General features: G+C 63.4%; 23 protein-coding genes and 1 pseudogene. 10 read left to right on the plus strand and 14 right to left on the minus strand.

Annotation, left to right across the window (positions count from 1 at the left end; genetic code table 11):
* Nucleotides 1-8: 8 nt before the first annotated feature.
* The 4 genes from lhpI to sppA all read right to left on the minus strand — a co-directional run bounded on the left by lhpI (nucleotide 9) and on the right by sppA (nucleotide 2,736).
* Nucleotides 9-983, minus strand: a complete 975-nt coding sequence (lhpI, locus tag MESS2_RS11015; RefSeq protein WP_008874291.1) for a bifunctional Delta(1)-pyrroline-2-carboxylate/Delta(1)-piperideine-2-carboxylate reductase — start codon at nucleotides 981-983, stop codon at nucleotides 9-11.
* Nucleotides 984-1,020: 37 nt separating this feature from the next.
* Entirely contained in the window at nucleotides 1,021-1,365 is a 345-nt protein-coding gene (locus MESS2_RS11020) for a DUF1049 domain-containing protein (protein ID WP_008874292.1), read from the minus strand.
* Between the two features lie 54 nt (nucleotides 1,366-1,419).
* Complete coding sequence (locus MESS2_RS11025) at nucleotides 1,420-1,704, minus strand: integration host factor subunit beta (RefSeq protein ID WP_008874293.1); 285 nt, start codon at nucleotides 1,702-1,704, stop codon at nucleotides 1,420-1,422.
* 78 nt (nucleotides 1,705-1,782) lie between these two features.
* Nucleotides 1,783-2,736 (minus strand): signal peptide peptidase SppA, encoded by a 954-nt coding sequence (sppA, locus tag MESS2_RS11030; RefSeq protein ID WP_008874294.1) that lies wholly within the window; start codon nucleotides 2,734-2,736, stop codon nucleotides 1,783-1,785.
* A 329-nt stretch (nucleotides 2,737-3,065) separates the two neighbouring features.
* On the opposite strand from sppA, the gene lptC reads away from it, so the two are divergent.
* The 6 genes and pseudogenes from lptC (at nucleotide 3,066) to ptsN (ending at nucleotide 8,336) form a co-directional block, all read left to right on the plus strand.
* The gene (gene lptC, locus MESS2_RS11035) at nucleotides 3,066-3,779 is read left to right on the plus strand and encodes an LPS export ABC transporter periplasmic protein LptC (protein ID WP_008874295.1); all 714 of its coding nucleotides are present in this window, start codon (nucleotides 3,066-3,068) and stop codon (nucleotides 3,777-3,779) included.
* Entirely contained in the window at nucleotides 3,766-4,365 is a 600-nt protein-coding gene (locus MESS2_RS11040) for an LptA/OstA family protein (protein ID WP_008874296.1), read from the plus strand. Before lptC ends, MESS2_RS11040 begins: the two co-directional genes overlap by 14 nt.
* The gene (gene lptB / locus MESS2_RS11045) at nucleotides 4,365-5,183 is read left to right on the plus strand and encodes an LPS export ABC transporter ATP-binding protein (protein WP_008874297.1); all 819 of its coding nucleotides are present in this window, start codon (nucleotides 4,365-4,367) and stop codon (nucleotides 5,181-5,183) included. The genes MESS2_RS11040 and lptB overlap by 1 nt, the downstream gene beginning before the upstream one ends.
* A gap of 227 nt (nucleotides 5,184-5,410) precedes the next feature.
* Nucleotides 5,411-6,935 (plus strand): annotated as a pseudogene (gene rpoN / locus MESS2_RS11050) (RNA polymerase factor sigma-54).
* A gap of 269 nt (nucleotides 6,936-7,204) precedes the next feature.
* A complete protein-coding gene (hpf, locus tag MESS2_RS11055; protein ID WP_040592689.1) occupies nucleotides 7,205-7,789 on the plus strand; it encodes a ribosome hibernation-promoting factor, HPF/YfiA family in 585 nt (194 codons plus the stop codon).
* 82 nt (nucleotides 7,790-7,871) lie between these two features.
* Nucleotides 7,872-8,336: a PTS IIA-like nitrogen regulatory protein PtsN gene (gene ptsN / locus MESS2_RS11060; RefSeq protein WP_006339194.1), complete on the plus strand. Its 465-nt coding sequence runs from the start codon at nucleotides 7,872-7,874 to the stop codon at nucleotides 8,334-8,336.
* A 72-nt stretch (nucleotides 8,337-8,408) separates the two neighbouring features.
* Here the strand turns inward: ptsN and MESS2_RS11065 are convergent, their stop codons facing one another.
* Both MESS2_RS11065 and MESS2_RS11070 read right to left on the minus strand, forming a co-directional pair.
* The gene (locus MESS2_RS11065) at nucleotides 8,409-8,666 is read right to left on the minus strand and encodes a BQ00720 family protein (protein ID WP_008874301.1); all 258 of its coding nucleotides are present in this window, start codon (nucleotides 8,664-8,666) and stop codon (nucleotides 8,409-8,411) included.
* A gap of 120 nt (nucleotides 8,667-8,786) precedes the next feature.
* On the minus strand, nucleotides 8,787-9,212 hold the full coding sequence (locus MESS2_RS11070) for an Hsp20 family protein (protein WP_008874302.1): 426 nt from the start codon (nucleotides 9,210-9,212) through the stop codon (nucleotides 8,787-8,789).
* 142 nt (nucleotides 9,213-9,354) lie between these two features.
* Between MESS2_RS11070 and MESS2_RS11075 the strand changes: the two genes are divergently transcribed.
* Complete coding sequence (locus MESS2_RS11075) at nucleotides 9,355-10,296, plus strand: nucleoside hydrolase (RefSeq protein ID WP_008874303.1); 942 nt, start codon at nucleotides 9,355-9,357, stop codon at nucleotides 10,294-10,296.
* A 160-nt stretch (nucleotides 10,297-10,456) separates the two neighbouring features.
* Here the strand turns inward: MESS2_RS11075 and MESS2_RS11080 are convergent, their stop codons facing one another.
* The 4 genes from MESS2_RS11080 to MESS2_RS11095 form a co-directional block, all read right to left on the minus strand.
* Nucleotides 10,457-11,071 carry a LysE family translocator gene (locus MESS2_RS11080; RefSeq protein WP_008874304.1) on the minus strand — a complete coding sequence of 205 codons (615 nt, stop codon included), beginning with the start codon at nucleotides 11,069-11,071 and terminating at the stop codon, nucleotides 10,457-10,459.
* A 110-nt stretch (nucleotides 11,072-11,181) separates the two neighbouring features.
* Nucleotides 11,182-12,642 (minus strand): amidase, encoded by a 1,461-nt coding sequence (locus MESS2_RS11085; protein ID WP_008874305.1) that lies wholly within the window; start codon nucleotides 12,640-12,642, stop codon nucleotides 11,182-11,184.
* Complete coding sequence (locus MESS2_RS11090; protein ID WP_008874306.1) at nucleotides 12,639-13,544, minus strand: ribokinase; 906 nt, start codon at nucleotides 13,542-13,544, stop codon at nucleotides 12,639-12,641. Before MESS2_RS11090 ends, MESS2_RS11085 begins: the two co-directional genes overlap by 4 nt.
* 114 nt (nucleotides 13,545-13,658) lie before the next feature.
* Nucleotides 13,659-14,552, minus strand: coding sequence for a methylated-DNA--[protein]-cysteine S-methyltransferase (locus tag MESS2_RS11095; RefSeq protein ID WP_008874307.1), 894 nt, complete (start codon nucleotides 14,550-14,552; stop codon nucleotides 13,659-13,661).
* A 364-nt stretch (nucleotides 14,553-14,916) separates the two neighbouring features.
* On the opposite strand from MESS2_RS11095, the gene MESS2_RS33245 reads away from it, so the two are divergent.
* Together MESS2_RS33245 and MESS2_RS33250 are read left to right on the plus strand one after the other, a co-directional pair.
* Nucleotides 14,917-15,138, plus strand: a complete 222-nt coding sequence (locus MESS2_RS33245; protein ID WP_008874309.1) for a class I SAM-dependent methyltransferase — start codon at nucleotides 14,917-14,919, stop codon at nucleotides 15,136-15,138.
* Nucleotides 15,117-15,479 (plus strand): Tetracenomycin polyketide synthesis O-methyltransferase tcmP (fragment), encoded by a 363-nt coding sequence (locus tag MESS2_RS33250; protein ID WP_008874310.1) that lies wholly within the window; start codon nucleotides 15,117-15,119, stop codon nucleotides 15,477-15,479. Before MESS2_RS33245 ends, MESS2_RS33250 begins: the two co-directional genes overlap by 22 nt.
* A 64-nt stretch (nucleotides 15,480-15,543) precedes the next feature.
* Here the strand turns inward: MESS2_RS33250 and MESS2_RS11105 are convergent, their stop codons facing one another.
* A complete protein-coding gene (locus MESS2_RS11105; RefSeq protein WP_008874311.1) occupies nucleotides 15,544-16,038 on the minus strand; it encodes a DUF2244 domain-containing protein in 495 nt (164 codons plus the stop codon).
* Nucleotides 16,039-16,060: 22 nt separating this feature from the next.
* Here MESS2_RS11105 and nth point away from each other — a divergent pair, with 22 nt between their 5' ends.
* A complete protein-coding gene (nth, locus tag MESS2_RS11110) occupies nucleotides 16,061-16,888 on the plus strand; it encodes an endonuclease III (RefSeq protein ID WP_040592692.1) in 828 nt (275 codons plus the stop codon).
* On the opposite strand, the gene MESS2_RS11115 is transcribed toward nth, so the two are convergent.
* From MESS2_RS11115 to MESS2_RS11125, 3 genes are all read right to left on the minus strand, one after another.
* The gene (locus MESS2_RS11115) at nucleotides 16,885-18,393 is read right to left on the minus strand and encodes a tripartite tricarboxylate transporter permease (RefSeq protein ID WP_008874313.1); all 1,509 of its coding nucleotides are present in this window, start codon (nucleotides 18,391-18,393) and stop codon (nucleotides 16,885-16,887) included. The genes nth and MESS2_RS11115 overlap by 4 nt on opposite strands.
* A gap of 9 nt (nucleotides 18,394-18,402) precedes the next feature.
* Complete coding sequence (locus tag MESS2_RS11120) at nucleotides 18,403-18,864, minus strand: tripartite tricarboxylate transporter TctB family protein (RefSeq protein WP_008874314.1); 462 nt, start codon at nucleotides 18,862-18,864, stop codon at nucleotides 18,403-18,405.
* A 108-nt stretch (nucleotides 18,865-18,972) separates the two neighbouring features.
* Nucleotides 18,973-19,950: a tripartite tricarboxylate transporter substrate-binding protein gene (locus MESS2_RS11125; protein WP_008874315.1), complete on the minus strand. Its 978-nt coding sequence runs from the start codon at nucleotides 19,948-19,950 to the stop codon at nucleotides 18,973-18,975.
* Nucleotides 19,951-20,029: the final 79 nt, after the last annotated feature.

Here is a 20,029-nt window from a genome sequence, read left to right on the forward strand (position 1 = left end):
GGGCTGCCCTACTGTCCTACTGCCCTGCTCCCTTTGTAGACGGCGATGCCGGCGGCGAGGTCCTCGAGGGCCGCACCGACCGATTTGAACAACGTGATCTCATCGGGGCTCTGGCGGCCTTTTTTCTCACCGCGCGCCAGTTCATGCAGGTCGGCGACGATCGCTTCAGGCTTCAGCACGCCGGAGGCCAGCGGCTGGACGATGTCGCCGGCTTCCTTGGTGGCGCCGGCGCGGGTGTCGACATAGACGCGGGCGCGTGCAATCGCGTCGTCGTCGCTTTCGCGCATATCGGGCGTGAAGCCACCAACCAGGTCGACATGGGTTCCCGGCCGCAGCAGCGCGCCCCTGATCAGCGGCGCGGTCGTGATGGTCGCCGACGAGACGATATCGGCCTGGCCAAGTTCGGCGTCTAGATCGCTTGCGGCGCTGGCCGCAAGACCTTCGGCGCGCAATTGCGCTGCAACCTTTTCGGCATTGGCCGGCGTGCGGTTCCAGATGCGGATGGCCTTGATCGGCCGCACCGCCGAATGCGCCTTGGCGAGGAACGGCGACAGCGCGCCGGCGCCGACCACCAGCAACCGCGAAGCGTCCTCGCGGGCGAGATAGGAGGCGGCCAGTGCCGAGGCACAGGCCGTGCGCCACTGCGTCAGCCGCTGGCCGTCAATCATGGCTTCGGGCTCGCCGGTCGCGCCGTCGAGCAGAAGGTAAAGCCCCATCACGGCGGGCTTGCCGAGGGCATTGTTGTCGGGCGAGACGGTGACGATCTTGACGCCGATATGGCCGCCCGCCGAGGTTCCGGCGGCGTTGAAATCGGTCCAGGCCGGCATCAGCAACAGCGTCGAAGCCGCGCCGCCGGGCCGTTCGACCGTGTGGTGATGCCTGACCGGTTGCACCGCTCCATCGCGAAAGGCGGCGCGCAGCGTCTCGACCAGCCCGGAAAAGGTCAGCGCATGATCGACCTCGGCGGCCGAAATGGTCAGCATCAAAAGCTCCGTGGAGAGAAAATCGCCAAACCGATTTTCAGTTTGTTGGCTTCGGCAAGGCTGACCCCTGGGTCGGGCCTTGCGGCACAGACGGCGCACGGCCCACTGCCTGCCGCAGGTTCTCGGCTTCGACGCCGCGCTGACGCGCCAGCTTGCGGTAGCGGCCCTGCTTGACCCAGGTCGCCAGGCTGCCGACGATCATGCCGACGGCGAGAGCCAGGAAGAGGAAGATGAACAGCGGCAGCGTCAGCGTCAGCGCCGGATTGCCGGGATTGAACGGGTCGAGCGTGAAGGCCACCAGTTCGCGGTTGGCGACGGCCAGCGCAATCAGGATGACGGCCAGCGGCACGAAGACCACGATAAGCATGAAGCGATTGAACATGTTTTTTCCGTCGGAAGAACTTGTCGACAGGCTGGATTGCCGCTGAGGCGGCGCCTATTTGGCGCCGTTCAGCCTTTCACGCAATTCCTTGCCGGTCTTGAAGAACGGCACCCATTTCTCCTCGACCTCGACGGATTCGCCGGTGCGCGGATTGCGGCCGGTACGGGCGGGGCGGTTTTTCACCGAAAAAGCACCAAAACCACGCAGTTCGACCCGATTGCCTTCAGCAAGGGCGTCGGTGATCTCGTCGAAAATCGCGCCGACAATGTTTTCGACGTCGCGCAGGAAAAGATGTGGGTTGCGCGTGGCGATAATCTGCACAAGTTCGGATTTGATCATCGGAAGGGTCCCCGTGAAAGCGGTGCGGTCAAAATTATGAGGATGATTTTATTTGCTTTTTTCACTCGTCCCGGCTCCTCAAGGGTGCCAGACGGAAACGAGACCGTCAAGAAACAAGCGGTCGGCTCCGATTTCGTGAATGACGTCGCCGGCGTCAGGCAGGCCGAGCGCGCTGGCGACGGTTTTCGCCATCGCCCTGGAGAACAGGAAGCCGCCACGACTTTCCGTGTTCTTCCACTCCACCACCTTGAGCTTGGCGTCGACGCCCTTGGTTGCGAGCCAGTCGATCGCCTCGGTCTCGCCGCCGACCGCGTCGATCAATTTGTTGGCGACAGCCTGCCGGCCGGTGAAGATCGACCCGTCGGCGAGCGCCAGCGCCTCCGGCTTGGTCATGTTGCGGCGTTCGGCGACGATGCCGACGAACCAGTCGTAGCTGTCGAGGATGAGCTTGCGCACCATGGCGCGCTCGTCATCATTGGTTGGCTTGAAGGGCGAGGGCGAGGCCTTCAATGGCGAGGATTTCACCTCCTCCAGCTTGATGCCGAGCTTGTCCATGAGACCGCTGACATCAGGATACTGGATCAGCACGCCGATCGAGCCGACAATCGAGGATTTGCGCGCGACGATATGATCGGCCGCGGTTGCGATCATGTAACCCGCCGATGCGGCGAGCGTGCCGACCTCCGCCACGACAGGCTTGTCGGCGGCCAGCTTGCGCACTTCCTCGTAGATCGATTCACCGCCGACGGTGGTGCCGCCCGGCGAATCGATCGACAGGATCACAGCTTTCACTCTCGAGGACTGGCGGATGGTCTCCAGCCGTTTGATCAGCTCCTCGTCCTCGGTGATGGTGCCTTCGATCTTGACCTTGGCGATATGGTCGACCGCCGTGCCGGTGAAGTCGTCACCGTAGATCCAGGTCGAAAGGGCGACCAGCCCGGCTGCCGCGACAACAAGCGCGGCAACGCGCCAGAATGTCAGCTTGCGGCGCAAGCGGCGGCGGTCGATCAGGTCGTCGGCTCTCAGTGCCATGGTCAGCCTCGCAGTCGATGGGAAAAGATGCTTTTAAAGCAACCGTCCGCGCCCGGCTACCGTTTCCTGACGCGCCTTCCTGACGCGCTTGGGCCAAAGACAAAGCCTTCGACATTTGTAAGCCGGAATGTCATGGGATATCAGGCCTGTCCACAGGCTCTAACGCATTGCGTCCGTATCTGGTATGACGTGCAGATTGTGCCGGGTTCATTTTCGTTTGCATAGCAAAACCGTCACATTTTTGCGGTTTTCCTCGGCTTGTGCTTGCTTGGGGGCGTCGGCATCCCACCTATAGGGTGCTTGCGGGCAGGGGTTTAGAAGAAACAGTCATGTTAGCCAGACCGATCGAACCGACCAACACCGAGGCGGAGTTGGCGCCCCCGGCCGTAGGCCCGACGCGGGGCGATGCCTTCGACATCGCCCGCCGCCATTCGCGCCGCGTGCGCGTCCTGAAACTGGCGGTGCCTCTGGTCGCGGCGGTGATCGCGGTCGCTTTCCCGGTCTATTCCTATCTCGCGGCACCTGTGTCGTTTACAGTCCAGGCCGACGGCAGCGCCTTTGCCAATGGCAAGCTGGTGATGGCCAATCCAAAGCTTAACGGGTTCACCAAAGAGAAGCTGCCCTATTCGATGACGGCCTTGCGCGCCATACAGGACGTAAGCAAGCAAGGCATCATCGATCTGGAGGGTATCAACGCCAAACTGCCGGTCTCGACCGACAACGTGGCGGCCATCAATGCCTCGCACGGCACCTATAATCGCGACGGCAACACGATGAACCTGACCAGCGATGTCACCATAACCACCACTGATGGCATGGAGGCAAAGTTCAAATCGGTCTTTCTCGACATGGGCAAAGGCACTATGAAGACGAACGACCCCGTCGATGTCAGCCGTGGCGGGTCGCGGATCACCGCAGATTCGATGTCGATTCAGGATAATGGCAAGATCGTGGTTTTCGAGAACAAGGTGCGTGTCAACATCGATCCCGCCAGCTTGAAGGCGGCAGAGGCAGAGAGCGGAGAAACCAATGCGGCTCACTAGTTCGGCACGGTTCGTGGCCGCGGCTTCGGCATTGCCGATCCTGGCACTGGTCCTGGGAACGGCGCCGTCGCTGGCGCAGTCCAAGGCCACCAGCCAATTGTCGGGCCTCAAATTGTCCGGCGACAAGCCCATCCAGATCGAAAGCGACAAGCTCGAGGTCCGGCAGGCGGACAGCGTCGCCGTGTTCACGGGCAATGTAAGCGTCGTCCAGGGTCCGACCGTGCTCAAGGCCGGCAAGATGACGGTCTACTACGTCAAGGACGCCGGCACTGCCGCCAAGGGTGCGGAAGCCGCGGGCGCCGCGATGACCGGCTCGGCCAACATCGACCATCTGGAGGTCGACAACAAGGTCTACATCAAATCGGACGACCAGGTCGCCACCGGCGACCGCGGCACGTTCGACATGAAGAGCGAAGTGCTGGTGCTTTCAGGCAGCAAGGTCGTGCTTTCGCAAGGCGACAATGTGCTGGTCGGCTGCAAGCTCACCGTGCAGATGAAGAGCGGCCTGGCACAGGTCGACGCCTGCGGCGGGCGCGTCATGATGTCGATCACGCCGCCCGCGAAGTCGGGAGCGGCGAAGAACTGATGGCCGGCCTGTCATCGCTGTTGGCGCGTCTTCCAGGACGCGCCGCCAGCAAACTCGCGGCCCCGGCCACGGTCACCGTCGAGGCGGCAAAGTTCAAGGGCACCTTGATCGCCAAGGGCCTGACCAAGAGCTACAAGGGCCGCATGGTCGTCAGCGGCGTGACGATAGGCGTGCGTGCCGGCGAGGCGGTCGGGCTGCTCGGTCCCAACGGGGCCGGCAAGACGACCTGCTTCTACATGGTCACCGGCCTGGTGCCGGTCGACGAAGGCACGATCGAGATCGATGGCTTCGACGTCACCTCGATGCCAATGTACCGCCGCGCTCGCCTCGGCATCGGCTATCTGCCGCAGGAAGCGTCGATCTTTCGCGGCCTAAGCGTCGAGCAAAACATCCGAGCCGTGCTTGAAGTGGTCGAAAACAGCCGCAAGGAGCGGGAGCGCAGCCTCGACGAGTTGCTCGACGAATTTCATATCAGCCATCTGCGCAAGGCCCCGTCGCTGTCGCTGTCGGGCGGCGAACGGCGGCGGCTCGAGATCGCGCGCGCACTGGCGACGCGCCCCGCCTACATGCTGCTCGACGAGCCTTTCGCCGGTATCGATCCGATCGCCGTCGCCGATATCCAGCAGCTCGTGCGTCATTTGACGGCACGCGGCATCGGCGTGCTCATCACCGATCACAATGTCCGCGAAACGCTCGGCCTGATCGACCGCGCCTACATCATCCATGCCGGCCAGGTGCTGACTCATGGCCGGGCCGACGAAGTGGTCGCCAATCCGGATGTGCGCAGGCTTTACCTCGGCGAGGGATTTACGCTCTGAGCGCGAAATCCTGTGTCGGTGTGACTTTTCGGGTAATCCTCGATCAGTTTGTTCAGTTTTCTCGGAGATAACACTCGTCTGAGCCGGTTTTGCTCGTCATCGCCTTGACAAGCAAAAGCCGGGCCAGTTTCATGTCCGTCCGGGAAAATTCTTTTCCGACAGTCCGGACGCGTAAATTCCGGATGCGTAGAATCCGAATGCGTAGTAGGGGCGTTTGAGACCGAACCATGGCGTTGGCGGCAAAACTACAGCTACGACAGTCCCAGTCGTTGGTGATGACGCCGCAGCTCATGCAATCGATCCGGTTGCTGCAGTTCACCCATGTCGAGCTCGAACGCTTCATCGATGACGAGATCGAGCGCAACCCGCTGCTCGAACGTGCCGAACCGCAGGACGATGCCGCGAGCGACCAGGCGCAGAAGGTCGACGCCGCGCCGGAGGCGGCCGGCGACTGGTTCGAAACAGACACGGCATGGAGCGCCGAGGCGATCTCGGAAAAGCTCGATACCTCGCTGGAAAACCTGTTCCCCGACGATCCCGGCACGAGCGAGCGGCTTGGCCCCGACCTGACGGCGCAGTGGAAGTCGGCGTCCGGCAACGGCTCCAGCTCCTCGTCGTCCGAAGGCTTCGATGCGGCTGACATCGCTGCCGCCGCGATCACGCTGCGCGATCACGTTGGCGAACAGGTCGCGCTGGCCTTCGGCGATCCGGCGGCACGCCTGATCGCCGGCGAGCTTGCCGATGGCCTCGACGAGGCCGGCTACATGCGCGCCGACATGGCCGAGATCGCCGTCCGCCTCGGCACGAACGAAGCCGCGGTGGCCAAGGTGTTGGCGGTCTGCCAGGCCTTCGAGCCGGCCGGCATCTTCGCGCGCGACCTCGCCGAGTGCCTGGCGCTGCAGCTTGCCGTTCGCGATCGGCTGGATCCTGCGATGAAGGCCCTGATCGCCAATCTCGAACTGTTGGCGCGGCGCGATTTCCAGACGCTGAAGCGGATCTGCGGGGTCGACGAGGAGGATCTGCTCGACATGTTGGCCGAGATCCGGGCGCTCGATCCGCGTCCGGGGATGGCGTTTTCGGGCGGCGCCAGCGACGCAATCGTCGCCGATGTCGAGGTGCGGGCGGCCAATGACGGGAGCTGGACGGTCGAACTCAATGCCGAGACGCTGCCGCGCGTGCTGGTCGACCATATCTATTTCGCGCAGGTTTCGCCGCATGCCAAAAAACCAGACGGAAAAGGATTTCCTGGCCGAGTGCCTGCAGAACGCCAATTGGCTGACGCGCAGCCTCGACCAGCGGGCAAAGACCATCCTCAAGGTTGCTTCCGAGATCGTGCGCCAGCAGGACGCTTTCCTCGTGCATGGCGTGCGGCATCTGAAGCCGCTCAATTTGCGCACGGTGGCCGACGCCATCGGCATGCACGAATCGACCGTCAGCCGGGTCACGGCGAACAAATACATGCTGACGCCGCGTGGCGTGTTCGAACTGCGCTATTTCTTCACCGCCTCGATCGCGTCGTCGGGCGGCGGCGATGCGCATTCGTCGGAAGCGGTGCGCGATCGCATCAAGCAGCTGATCGACGAGGAGAAACCCGTCGACGTGCTTTCCGACGATGCGATTGTGGACATGTTGCGGGAAAGCGGCGTCGATATCGCCAGGCGCACGGTCGCCAAGTACCGGGAAGGCATGAACATTCCCTCGTCGGTGCAACGGCGGCGCGAAAAACGCGCGCTGGCCAGCGCCGGGCGTTAGTATCACAGCCGGATTTCCACAGTTTTCGCGCTTCATTGACAAGCTGCAATGAAGTGGCTAGAAGCCCGCCCGCATGAGGCGGGCTTGATGCCCGCAAGCGAATGGTCCGTCACGACGTAGGCCACGGGACGGCCAAGAAGGCGGCTTGTGATCAATCGGAAAGTTCGGATTTAAAATCGGCGCAAGTGACGCCGCAAAGCTTGTGCGCACAGACCACGAGTATAAACTCGGGACAGTTTGAAGCCTGAGCAGGGAAGGTCAGTTTTCAGATGAAACTGCGCGTATCGGGAAAACACATGGATATCGGCGATGCGTTCCGTACGCGCATCAACGACCGTGTCGGCGAGGCGATCGGCAAATATTTCGACCGCGGCTTTTCAGGACATGTCACCGTCATCAAATCGGGATCGCGCTATTCGGCCGACTGCATGATTCGGCTGGATTCCGGCGCTTCGCTGCAAGCGACCGGCGATGCGCAGGATCCGACGCTGGCTTTCGAGGCTGCGGCGGATCGGCTCGAAACCCGCCTCAGGCGCTACAAAAGGCGTCTGAAATCGCACAATTCAGGCAGTTCCAATGGTGCGCCCACCGATATCGCCTATACGGTGATGGCGCCGCTTGCTGACGACGACGAGGAGATACCGGAGAATTTCGCGCCGGCCATCGTCGCCGAATCGACCATGACGCTGCAAACGATGTCGGTGGCGTCGGCCGTCATCGAGCTCGACACCAAGGAGAGCCCGGTCTTCGTCTTCCGCAATGCCGGAAACGAGCATCTCAACATCGTCTATCGCCGGCCGGACGGGAATATCGGCTGGATCGACCCATCCACGACCAAAGTCGCACAGGGATGACGGCCAAGGCCGCATAGAGATAAGGAGCCGGCCGCGCGAGGGGCGAGGACTGGCGACGGCAGGCGAACAAGGGATTTCAAGCATGGATCTGAGCGATCTTATCAACGTTCCGGCGATCATGCCGGCGTTGAAGGCGAACTCCAAAAAGCAGCTTCTGCAGTTGCTGTCGGAAAGAGCGGCGGCGATTTCCGGCATTGCGGAGCGGGAGGTGTTCGACACCATCCTGCAACGCGAGCGGCTGGGCTCGACCGGCGTCGGCAATGGCATCGCCATTCCGCACGGCAAGCTGGCCGGAGTGAAGCGGATCGCCGGGGTATTCGCGCGATTGGAGACGCCGGTCGATTTCGAGGCGCTGGACGACCAGCCGGTCGATCTGGTGTTCCTGCTGCTCGCGCCCGAAGGCGCCGGCGCCGATCACCTCAAGGCGCTGTCGCGCATTGCGCGGGTGCTGCGCGATGCCGACACGGTGGCCAAGATCAGGGGCACGCGCGACGCCGTCGCAATCCATGCGCTTTTGTCGGATACACAGGCTTCGCACGCGGCCTGACGCTATTCGATTTAACGGTTCAGGGGCCGCCGCGGGCGGCCCTGTCCGTTTCCAACCCGATCGCCTTGTTTGTTAGTGGATGGCGACGGTGGTCAAATCGTTTTCCAGGGCGCCTGCCAGCGCCCGGTCGCGGGCGTCAGAAAGCAGGATCGGCTGGCCGTTGGCGGCAAACAGTGCCCACAATTCCAGGCCCGGCGCGATTTCGCCGAGGCCCGGGAAGCGGCCGCGCAAATCGTCGCTCGACACTTTCCTGAGATAGGCGACCGAGCCTTCGCCGAGATGGGCGAATTCACCGCTGGTCATGGTGATATTTTCGTCAGTTCTGGTCATTTCAAGCCTCCTTGGCGCGAGGACGCCGCTCAAGGCCGCCTCGCATGAGAGCCATTCAATTTGCTGCATCGTGCTTTCGGAAAATCGGTTCCGGTTTTCCGGCCGATGCAGTGGTAAAGATCAGTCTTTCACCGATATGTTTATTTTCCGTACCAGCCGTTCGGACTCGGGCCGATCGAGATCGATCGACAAAAGGCCGTTCTTCAATTCGGCCGCGATCACCCGCATGCCGTCGGCAAGCACGAAACAGCGCTGGAACTGGCGCGCGGCGATGCCGCGATGAAGGAATTCGCGTTCGGTTTCGTCGTTCTGACGACCGCGCACGACCAGCTGGTTTTCCTCCGTGGTGACATCGAGATCGCTTTCGGCGAAACCGGCGACGGCGAGCGTGATGCGCAACCTTTCGGTCTTGCCGTCGGCGCCGCTGAGGCGCTCGATGTTGTAGGGAGGGTAGCTGTCACCCGACTTCGCCAGACGCTCCAGGGTCTTTTCCATAGCGTCGAAACCCAGGAGAAGCGGGCTGGAGAAGGGCGTCATTCGGCTCATGTTACAGTGTCCTCTCGAGAGCGACATAAAGTGGAAAAACCCGGATGGCATTTTTCCCGATGGTCTTGATATGGTCCGCCCCGCCATCAAGTTCAAGCCATCAAAAACCCGCCCAAAAAGACTCCCCGGACAAGGAATTGAAATGCCCCAATCCCGCAAGATCATCATCGACACGGATCCCGGCCAGGATGATGCCGTCGCCATATTGCTGGCGCTCGGCAGCGCCGAGCTGGAGATCGTCGGCATCACCGCAGTCGCCGGCAACGTGCCGCTGAAGCTCACCGAAAAGAATGCCCGCAAGATTTGCGAACTGGCCGGCAGGCCCGACATCAAGGTCTATGCCGGCGCCATCCGGCCGCTGGTGCGCGAACTGGTCACCGCCGAGGAAGTACACGGCAAGACCGGCCTCAACGGGCCTGATTTGCCCGAGCCAAGGATGAAGCTGCAGAATCAATACGCGGTCGATTTCATCGTCGAGACGCTGATGAAGGAACAAAGCGGCACGATCACGCTTTGCGCGCTCGGGCCGCTCACCAATGTCGCGCTGGCGCTGATCCGCGAGCCGAAGATCGCGCCGCGCATCAAGGAGATCGTGCTGATGGGCGGCGGTTTCTTCGAGGGCGGCAATGTCACGCCGACAGCCGAGTTCAACATCTATGTCGACCCGCAAGCCGCCGATGTCGTGTTCAAAGCCGGTATTCCGATCGTCATGATGCCGCTCGACGTCACCCATAAGGCGCTGACCACCGCCACGCGCACCCAGGCCTTCCGCAAGCTCGGCACCAGGGTTGGAACGGCCACGGCCGAGATGCTGGAATTCTTCGAGCGCTTCGACGAGGAAAAATACGGCACCGACGGCGGACCGCTGCACGACCCTTGCGTCATCGCGTATCTGTTGAAGCCGGAACTGTTCAAGGGCCGCACCTGCAACGTCACCGTGGAAACCGCCTCGGAGCTCACCATGGGCATGACCGTCATCGACTGGTGGGGCGTGACCAAGCGGCCGAAGAACGCCATGGTGATGCGCGACATCGACCATGATGCCTTCTTCGCGCTGCTGGTGGAGCGGCTGGGGCGGCTTTAGGGCCTCTTCCTTCCTCCTTGCGGGGGAAGGTGGATTGGCGCGTTAGTGCCAAGACGGAAGGGGTGTTGGAAGAAACTCCAGCGCCGCAATCGGTCCAGCACCCCATCCGACCGAGCTTCGCTCGGCCACCTTCTCCCACAATGGGAGAAGGAAAGGCGCCTTACTTCGCCTTGGAAAACGCCAGCCACAGGCCGCCGCCGACCAGGAAGCTGCCGCTGATCCTGGACACGAGCTTGATGCGGCTGGCCGACAGCAGGCGGCCGGCGCGGCCGGCGGCGAGCGCGTAAGTCGAATCGGAGACGGCGGCGAAGATCATGGCGGTGAGGCCCATGACCATGATCTGCAGCGCGTAGTTGCCCTCGGGAGAAATGAACTGCGGAAAGAAAGCGCCGAAGAACACCAGCGTCTTGGGGTTGCTCACTGCCACCAGCAGGCCCTGCAGGAAGAAGCCGCCACGCGGCTTTTTCGCCGATCCGTCGGCATTCAGTCTGCCCTTGGAGCGGAACATCTGCACGCCCATCCAGATCAGATAGACGGCGCCGATCAGCCTGACCCATTCGAACCAGTGGCCCATGCCCGCGATCAGCGACGTCAGGCCGATGCCGACAATGGCGATCATGATGGCGAGACCGGCCTGCGTGCCGGCGACATTGGCGAGGCCGGCCCGCGAGCCATGGCGAATGCTGTTGCCGATGATCAGCGTCACCGTCGGTCCAGGCACCAGGATGATGACGAGGCAAGCGACGAGATAGGTGGCGTAGAGTTCCAGCGACATGGGTTTTCCTCGGTAGAGTGCCGCTTGAAACGCGGCTGACCAGGATCAATGCATGGCGACGACGGCGGTGCAAGCCGGCACGACAGATTGCCGACGAAGCGGAATTGAGTTCAGCAGGCTCCGGCCGCCCAGGTCAGCGTGGACTCATAGGCCGCCGCCGCTCTCAGCACCGCCATGTCGCCGCGCGGCCGGCCGATCAGTTGCATGCCCATCGGCCTGCCCCTGCCGTCGAAGCCAACGGGCACGTTGACCGCCGGGCAACCGCCAAGCGTGGCGAAGGCGGAAACCTGCATCCAGCGGTGGTAGCTGTCCATGGCGCGTTCCGCCACCTGGCTCGGCCAGTGGGTAACCACCTCGAAGGGAAAGACCTGTGCGGTCGGCAGGGCAATAAGGTCGAAGCGTTCGAACAGCGGCAGCAGCGTTTTATGCCAGGACGAGCGCCTTACCGTCGCGGCGTGGACCTGCGGCGCCGTGAGGCGCATTGCGTTCTCCACTTCCCACACGACTTCCGGCTTCAGCAGCCGGCGTTTGACGGGATCGTCGTAATGCGCCTTGAGCGCGCAGCCGCTGCTTGCTTGGCGCAGCGTCACAAAGGCCTGCCAAAGTGCCTCGAAGTCGACATCCGGCAATAGCGCTTCGGTCTGAAAGGACATTTCCGCGAAGCGGCCGAAAGCGGCCTCGCAAAGCGGCAGGATGCCTGCCTCAACCGGCAAATGGCCGCCGAGATCGCCGAGCCAGGCGATGCGGCCGCCAGCCGCCGGTGCTTGCAGTCCCTGCAGGAAAGCGCCCTGTTTGTGATGTGAGAGCGGCGCGCGCGGATGGTAGCCGGCCTGCTCGTCGAGCAGCAGCGCCATGTCGCGCACGTTGCGGCCCATCGGCCCCTCGACGCCCATCTGGGCGTGGAAGACATCGAGGTCCGGCCCGGCCGGGACAAGTCCCTGCGACGGGCGGAAGCCGTAGACGTTGTTGTAGGCGGCCGGATTGCGCAGCGAGCCGCCAAAGTCGCTGCCGTCGGCGACGGGAAGCATGTCGAGCGCCAGCGCGACCGCCGCGCCACCGCTCGAACCGCCGGCGGTCAAGGCCGGATCGAAGGCATTGAGCGTCGGCCCGAACACGCTGTTGTAGGTGTTGGAGCCCAGACCGAATTCGGGAACGTTGGTTTTGCCGATGATGATGGCGCCGGCCTTGCGGACGCGCTCGACGAAGAAGTCGTCTTCCCCGGGCACGAAATCGGCGAAGATCGGCGAGCCGAAGGTGGTCCTCAGCCCCTTGGTCAAGGCGAGGTCCTTGATCGCGATCGGCAGGCCAAACAGCGATCCGGCATTTCCTGCTTGCGCCAGATGGGCGTCCGCCCTGTCGGCCTCATTCAGGATATCGGCACGGTCGCGCAGCGAGACGATGGCGTTGACCAGCGAGTTGACCGCCTCGATCCGGTCGAGGAATGCCGTCACCACCTCGCGCACCGACAGGCGGCGCTGCCTGATCGCTTCGGCAAGCTCTGTCGCCGACAGACGGCAGATATCGCCGGCAACCGGCACGGCGTGTTTCGTGGCAGGGCGGTTGCCTGTCATGCTGATTGCTGCGAAACGGCATCGACATCCCTGGCCAGCGGGATGGCAGGCTGGGCGCCGGGCTTCAGGCAGGCGAGCGAGCCGGCAATGGCGGCGCGGGCGAGGGCCTGTTCGAGCGGCAGGCCTGACGACAGGCCGGCGGCGAAATAGCCGCAGAACGTGTCGCCGGCGCCGACCGTGTCGACAGGGGTGATTTTCATCGCCGGCACGGTCAGGAAATCTTCTGATGTCGCGGCCAGCACACCGTCGCCGCCGAGCGTGACGACAATGGCGCGGCCGGTTTTTCCGGCATAGTCGCGCATCCGCGCCGGACGGTCGCGGCCATTCAACGACAGCGCTTCGCCGTAGAGATCGAATTCGGTTTCGTTGGCGACGACGTAGTCGGCCTTGCCGAGGAAAGGGACGGCCTCGCCGCGGAACGGCGCCGTGTTGAGCACGGTGACCGCGCCCACCGCCCGTGCCGCGTCGAGTGCTGCATCGACGGTCTGCAGCGGGACTTCCTGCTGCAGGAGCACGACATCGCCTTTCCCAAGGAAAGCCTTGGACAGGTCGCCCGGCAGAACCGAATCATTGGCGCCCGGCACGATGGCGATGACGTTCTCGCCGTCGTCGCCGACCATGATCACGGCTATGCCGGTCGAGGCAAAGGTCTCGCCGACGCCGGACAGGTCGATCTTGCCATCCCTGAGCAGCGCCAGCGCTTCACTGGCGAAACTATCCTTGCCGACGGCGCCGACCATGCGCACCTTGGCGCCGGCGCGCGCTGCGGCCAGCGCCTGGTTGGCGCCCTTGCCACCGGGTGCGGTGGCGAAACCGGAGCCGCGCACCGTCTCGCCGGGTGTGGGCAAGCGGTCGACATTGGCGATAAGGTCGAGATTGATCGAGCCGACAACGATGATCAAGAAATGCCTCCTGCTGAATGCGCGGGAAGCTATCCTGTAAGTTCGCCGCTTGCCAGACCGCGCTGCATGATCCCACGCGGTCTGATGTCAGGCCCTGGTTCCTTGGGCGTTTCATCAGGAGCCGACCTGTCCCGCTTCCCAGCCGAGGATGGCGCGTTTGCGGGTCAGGCCCCAATGGTAGCCGGTGAGCGCGCCGGACTTGCCGAGCGCCCGGTGGCACGGCACCACGAAGGACATCGGGTTGGCGCCCACCGCCGCACCCACCGCCCGGCTCGCGCTCGGTGCGCCGATGCGGGCGGCGATCGAGGAATAGGTGCAGGCCTTGCCCATCGGGATGCGCAGCAGAGCTTCCCAGACGCGGACCTGGAAATCGGTGCCGATCATGACGACGCGCAACGGCTGGTCGGCGCGCCACAGCGCCGGATCGAAGATACGCGCGGCATAGGGCGCGGTGGCGGCCATGTCCTCGACATAGGTCGCGTTCGGCCAGCGGCTGGACATGTCGGCGAAGGCGGCGCGCTCGCCGCCGGCATCGTTGAAGGCGAGGCCGGCAAGGCCGCGGTCGGTGACCATGATCAGGGCCACGCCAAATGGCGAGATGTGGTAGCCGTAGCGGATGGTGAGGCCCACGCCACGCGTCTTGTAGTCGCCCGGCGACATCGCTTCATGGGTGACGAAGAGATCGTGCAACCGGCCGGGGCCGGACATGCCGACTTCGAACGACGTCTCGAGCAGCGGCATGCCGGAATCGAGCAGCTTGCGCGCATGGTCGAGCGTGACCGCCTGCAGAAAGGCCTTGGGCGACAGGCCGGCCCAGCGGGTGAAGAGCTTTTGCAGGCCGGTCGGCGTCTCGCCGACTTCCTCTGCCAATATTTCGAGCGACGGCTGGTCACGGTAATCGAGGCTGATCTTCTCGATGGCGCGGCGAACGACTTCGTAGTCACCGCCTTCGGGGGTGATGTCTTTCTGAAGGATTGCTGTTGTCTTGAGAGGCATCTGGGCGTTCATGGGACTATCTCCTTGGCCCTGAATATCGTCGTTCAGGGCACCGATCACCACCCGAAACTTGCCTTCCTGCCGCACATACCCGGGGAGACGCGGATTTCGAGCCCAGGAGGAGCTGATGGTTGGCGAAAAAGTGCATCTTACTGGGAAAAGGCGACCTTGCTGATAACGCTCTACGGTAAGGCGCTGGAGAGCCGGCTGCCCCATTCGCTGCTCAGGGATCACTTCGCCGACGAGGCGGTGCGCAGGATCGACTACGATTTCTCCAGGCTCAAGGTCGACGGCAATCTCGGCGTCGGCCTGGCGATCAGGGCAAAGACGCTGGGTCCACATTCAGGACTTTCTCGTCAGAAATCCCGACGCCATCGTGCTGCATCTTGGTTGCGGGCTCGATACCCGCATATTCCGCGTCGATCCGCCACAAGGGGTGGAGTGGTTCGACGTCGACTACCCCGAAGTGATCGAGCTCAGGCGCAAACTTTATCCATCCCGTGACCACTACCATCGGGTCGCCTCGTCGGTGACCGAACCGGATTGGCCGGCTGAAGTGCCTGGCAATCGCCGGCCATGGTGGTGGCGGAAGGGCTGACGCCCTATCTCGCCGCCGAAGAGGGACCACGTATGCTTTCACGGCTCGTCGCGCACCTTGCCAGTGGCGAGCTGATGTTTGACGCCTACAGTCGTTTTGGTCTGAAGCTGCTTCGCCTCAATCCGGCCGTCAAGGCGACGGGCGCCGAGGTTCAATGGGCGATCGAGGATCCGCGCGAACTGGAGCGAGCCGTTCCGAAGCTGCGGTTCGTCGAGGACATCCCGGCCTACAAGCCTGAAAACGCCCGCCGCATGGGCTGGGTCGCGAGATTGTTTATTCGGCTTTGGAAACATATTCCCGCGCTGCGCAAGGTCGGCAGGCTTTTGCGCTATCGCTTCTGAAGCGCCTTCTTTTGTATGAGCATGATCTTTTCCGAAAACCGGTGTCCACTTTTCGGGATCATGCTCAGCGTGCCTTCGCGGTTGCCAGCGCCCTTGAAAAAGCAGTGGCAAAGCTCTCGCGATCGTCGGGGTTGAGGAAGCCGCCTAGCGGCACATTCTGCCCTTGCGCTTCCACCGCCATCCCGGTGATGCCGATCTCGGCATGGCGGGCAATCGAAAAACGCGCCCAGAACGGGTTGAAGCGATGCGCTTCCGATTTGCCGGACGGTGCGGTCTTGCGGATGTCGAGGCTGGTGCGCGAGACCGAGACCTCCTCGCGGGCGCGGGCGGCGCGGTAGTTGGCGCGGAAGGCGATGTAGACGGCGATCACGTCCAGCCCGAAGAAGCCGAACACCGGCCAGGCGCCGCGCGACAGGAAAAACGCGCCGGTGACCACCCAGCAGAACAGCAGCGCGCCCATCAGTACGGCAAAGCCGGTGCGGCCGAGCGAGCGGTGCGGTGTCAGCAAGGCGTGGAAGAAGGGCTCGTCGGCCTGGAAAGAGGCGTTTGTGTCGCTCATGCCGCGATATTATAGGAAGGGAATGGCGAGTCCCAAGTCCAAAAAATCCTCGATGCCCAAAAATCTGCCGATGGCCAAAAATGAGTTGCCACCCGGCCGGCGCGACGGCTCGAACGCCAAGCCGCGCCCCCGGCCGGTACGGCCCCATTCGCTCTACAGTTCGGTTGAAGTGCACGAGATTTTCCGGCGGTTTTCCGTGCAGAGGCCCGAGCCGAAAGGCGAGCTCGAACATATCAACGCCTTCACGCTTCTGGTGGCGGTGGTGCTTTCGGCGCAAGCGACCGATGCCGGCGTCAACAAGGCGACGCGGGCGCTGTTCAAGGCGGCCGACACGCCGCAAAAGATGCTGGCGCTTGGCGAGGCCAAGGTCGCCGACTACATCAGGACGATAGGGCTCTGGCGCAACAAGGCCAAGAACGTCATTGCCCTGTCACAGGCGCTGATCGCCGACCATGGCGGCGAGGTGCCTGACGATCGCGACCAACTGGTCGAGCTGCCGGGCGTCGGGCGCAAGACCGCCAATGTCGTGCTCAACATGGCCTTCGGCCGGCATACGATGGCGGTCGACACGCACATCTTCCGCATCGGCAACCGGCTTGGTCTGGCGCCCGGCAAGACGCCGGAACAGGTCGAGCAAGGGCTGTTGCGGATCATTCCGGACGAATATATGCGCCACGCGCATCACTGGCTGATCCTGCATGGGCGCTATATCTGCAAGGCGCGCAAGCCGGACTGTCCGGCCTGCGTCATCGCCGATATCTGCAAGGCCGAGGAGAAGACCACCGACGTGCCGGCGCCGCTGGTCGAGATCGCGCCGCTCGGGCCGGCGGACGAGGCCTCGATAGCCTAAGTCTCCTCGACAAATACCTCTTCGCGCTTCTTCTTGACCGCGGGCAGGAAGACAATGACGAGCACGGCGAGCGCGATGAGGAGCAGGCCGGCGCTGATCGGTCTGGTCGCGAAGGTGCTGGGGTCGCCGCGCGAGAGGATCATGGCGCGGCGCAGGTTTTCCTCGAGCAGCGGGCCGAGCACGAAACCGAGCAGCATGGGTGCTGGTTCGCAGCGCAGCTTGGTCAGGAGATAGCCGAGGAAACCGAAGAAGGCGACGGCGTAAAGGTCGTAGACGTTGGTGTTGACGCTGTAAACGCCGATCGAGCAAAACGCCATGATGATCGGGAAGAGCACGTAATAGGGTATCGTCAGCAGCTTCACCCAAAGCCCGATCAGCGGCAGGTTCAGGACGATCAGCATCAGATTGCCGACCCACATCGAGGCGATAATGCCCCAGAATAGCGCCGGCTGTTCGGTCGCGACATTGGGGCCGGGGACAATGCCCTGGATGATCATCGCGCCGATCATCAGCGCCATGACCGGGTTGGCCGGAATGCCAAGCGTCAGCATCGGAATGAAGGATGTCTGCGCGCCGGCATTGTTGGCCGATTCGGGTCCGGCGACGCCTGCGATGGCGCCCTTGCCGAATTCCTCCGGGTTTTTCGATACGCGTTTTTCGACCGTGTAGGAGGCAAAGGCCGCCAGGATCGCACCGCCTCCGGGCAGGATGCCAAGTGCCGAACCGATGATCGTTCCGCGCAGGATGGGCGCCGCCATGCGCCTAAAGTCGTCACGGGTCGGCATGAGGCCGGAGACCTTGCGGATCAGCACCGAGCGCTCGTGCTCGTTTTCGAGATTGCGCAATATCTCGGCGACGCCGAAGACGCCGACCGCCACCGCGACGAAATTCAGCCCGTCGGCATATTCGCGGATACCGAGGGTGAAGCGCGGCGTGCCGGTATAGATATCGGTGCCGACAATGCCGAGCAGCAGGCCGAGAACGACCATCGCCAACGCCTTGACGATCGAGCCGTGGGCAAGCGCCACGGACGAGACGAGGCCGACGATCATCAGCGAGAAATACTCGGCCGCACCGAATTTCAGCCCTATCGCCGTCAGCGGCGGGGCAAAGATGGCGACGAGGAAGGTCGACACCGTGCCGGCAAAGAACGAACCTATCGCCGCGATCGCGAGGGCTGCCCCGGCACGACCGTTCCTGGCCATCTGGTAGCCGTCGATCGCGGTCACGGCCGACGAGGATTCGCCGGGCATGTTGATGAGAATGGCGGTGGTCGAGCCGCCATATTGCGCGCCGTAGTAGATGCCGGCGAGCATGATGAGGGAGGAGACCGGGTCGCCGATCTGAAAGGTGATCGGCAAGAGCATGGCAATGGTTGCGGTGGCGCCGATGCCGGGCAGGACGCCGATCAGCGTGCCGAGAAGGACGCCGATCAGGCAGAAACCGAGATTTGCCAGCGATGTGGCCGTGGAAAAGCCGAGCGCGAGATTGTCGAGGAGCTCCATCTCAGCGCCTCAAATTGGCAGCCACGGGCCAAAGCGCCGGAACGGCAGCCCGAGCGCGTAGCTGAAGACGAGGAACGCGAACAGCGTCAGGCCGGCCGACAGCACGAGCGCGGTCAGCGGCTTCATGCGGCCGCTGGCAAAGGATGCGATCAGCGCCGTCAGGAAGATCGACGGGATGAAGCCGAGGCCGCGCACCGTCAGGCCGAAAAAGATCGGAGCGGGCAGGATGAACAGCATGCCGCGCCAGGCGATGTGGCCGATCGGCTCGCTCTCGAAGCGCACCGCCTGGACGAGGATGACGGCGCCAAGCAGGATCAGTACGATCGCCAGGACCAGTGGGAAATACCCCGGTCCCATGCGGAAGGTGGTGCCGATTTCGAGGCCGAGCGACTGAGCTGCGAAAAATGCGCCAAAAAAGATGAATAGTACGGCGCACAGGCCGTTGGTCCTGTCGATGGCGAAAGGTTTCATGGCGTTCCTCCCAGGCCCCAGCCACGAGCGCGCCCGTGCGAAAACCGGGCAGTGCGGGAACGGGGGCCGAAGCGAAACGGGGCGCTGGTGGCGCCCCGTTTCAAGACCTCAGTCGGCGTACTGGCCGGCGGCTTCGATGATCGGCTTCCAGCGCGTGATCTCGCCTTCCAGCTTGGCCTTCAGCGCGGTCGGCGTCGCGTCGGCCTCTGATGACGGCTTGGTGCCGAGTTCGGCGAAGCGGGCGACGACATTCTGGTCCTTCAGTGCGACCTGAAGCGATTTCGACAGGCGCTCGGTGATCTCGGCCGGGGTGCCCTTCGGCGCATAGAGGCCGTGCCAGATGCCGACCTGCACGTCGGGAAGGCCGCCCTCCGTCGTCGTCGGCACGTCCGGCAGCACGTCGAGGCGCTCCGGCGAGGTGACGGCATAACCCTTGATCGTGCCGCCCTGGATCTGCTTGGTGGTGTTGGTCGTCTGGTCGCACATGATGTCGACCTGGCCGCCAAGAAGATCGGTCATGGCCGGGCCGGTGCCCTTGTAGGGCACGGTGACCAGCGGCGTGCCGATGGCGCTCATGAACAGCATGCCGCACAGATGCGAGGCCGCACCGATCCCGGCATTGGCGACGGTGATGCTGTCCTTGTTGGCCTTGGCGTAGTCGACCAGCCCCTTCAGATCGGTCGGCTCGAGATCCTTGCGGCCGACGATGGTCATCGGCACCTCGGTGACGAGGCCGACATATTCGAAGGCGTTCAGCGTGTCGTAGGCGAGCTTTCTGTAGAGCGTGGCGCTTGTCGCCATGCCGATGTGATGGAGGAGCAGCGTGTAGCCGTCCGGCTCGGCATTCGCCACGCGGCCCGCGCCCAGCGTGCCGCCGGCGCCGCCGACATTCTCGACGATGACCTGCTGGCCGAGATCCTTCGACATGGCTTCCGCGACGAGGCGCGTGACCGTGTCGGTCGGGCCGCCGGCCGAAAACGGCACCACAACGGTGATGGTGCGTTCAGGATAGGTTTGCGCGCCCGCGGCCAAGGGGTAAAGCGTGACGGCCGCGGCGGCAGCCAGAGCGGCGACAAATCTTCTCATCGTGTTTTCCTCCCAAGATATGAATTTCCAGCCGCTGCGCGGCGTTCCTCTCAACACCGGCCGCGGATGAAACAACAAC

This window comes from Mesorhizobium metallidurans STM 2683 (assembly GCF_000350085.1).
GTDB lineage: Bacteria > Pseudomonadota > Alphaproteobacteria > Rhizobiales > Rhizobiaceae > Mesorhizobium > Mesorhizobium metallidurans.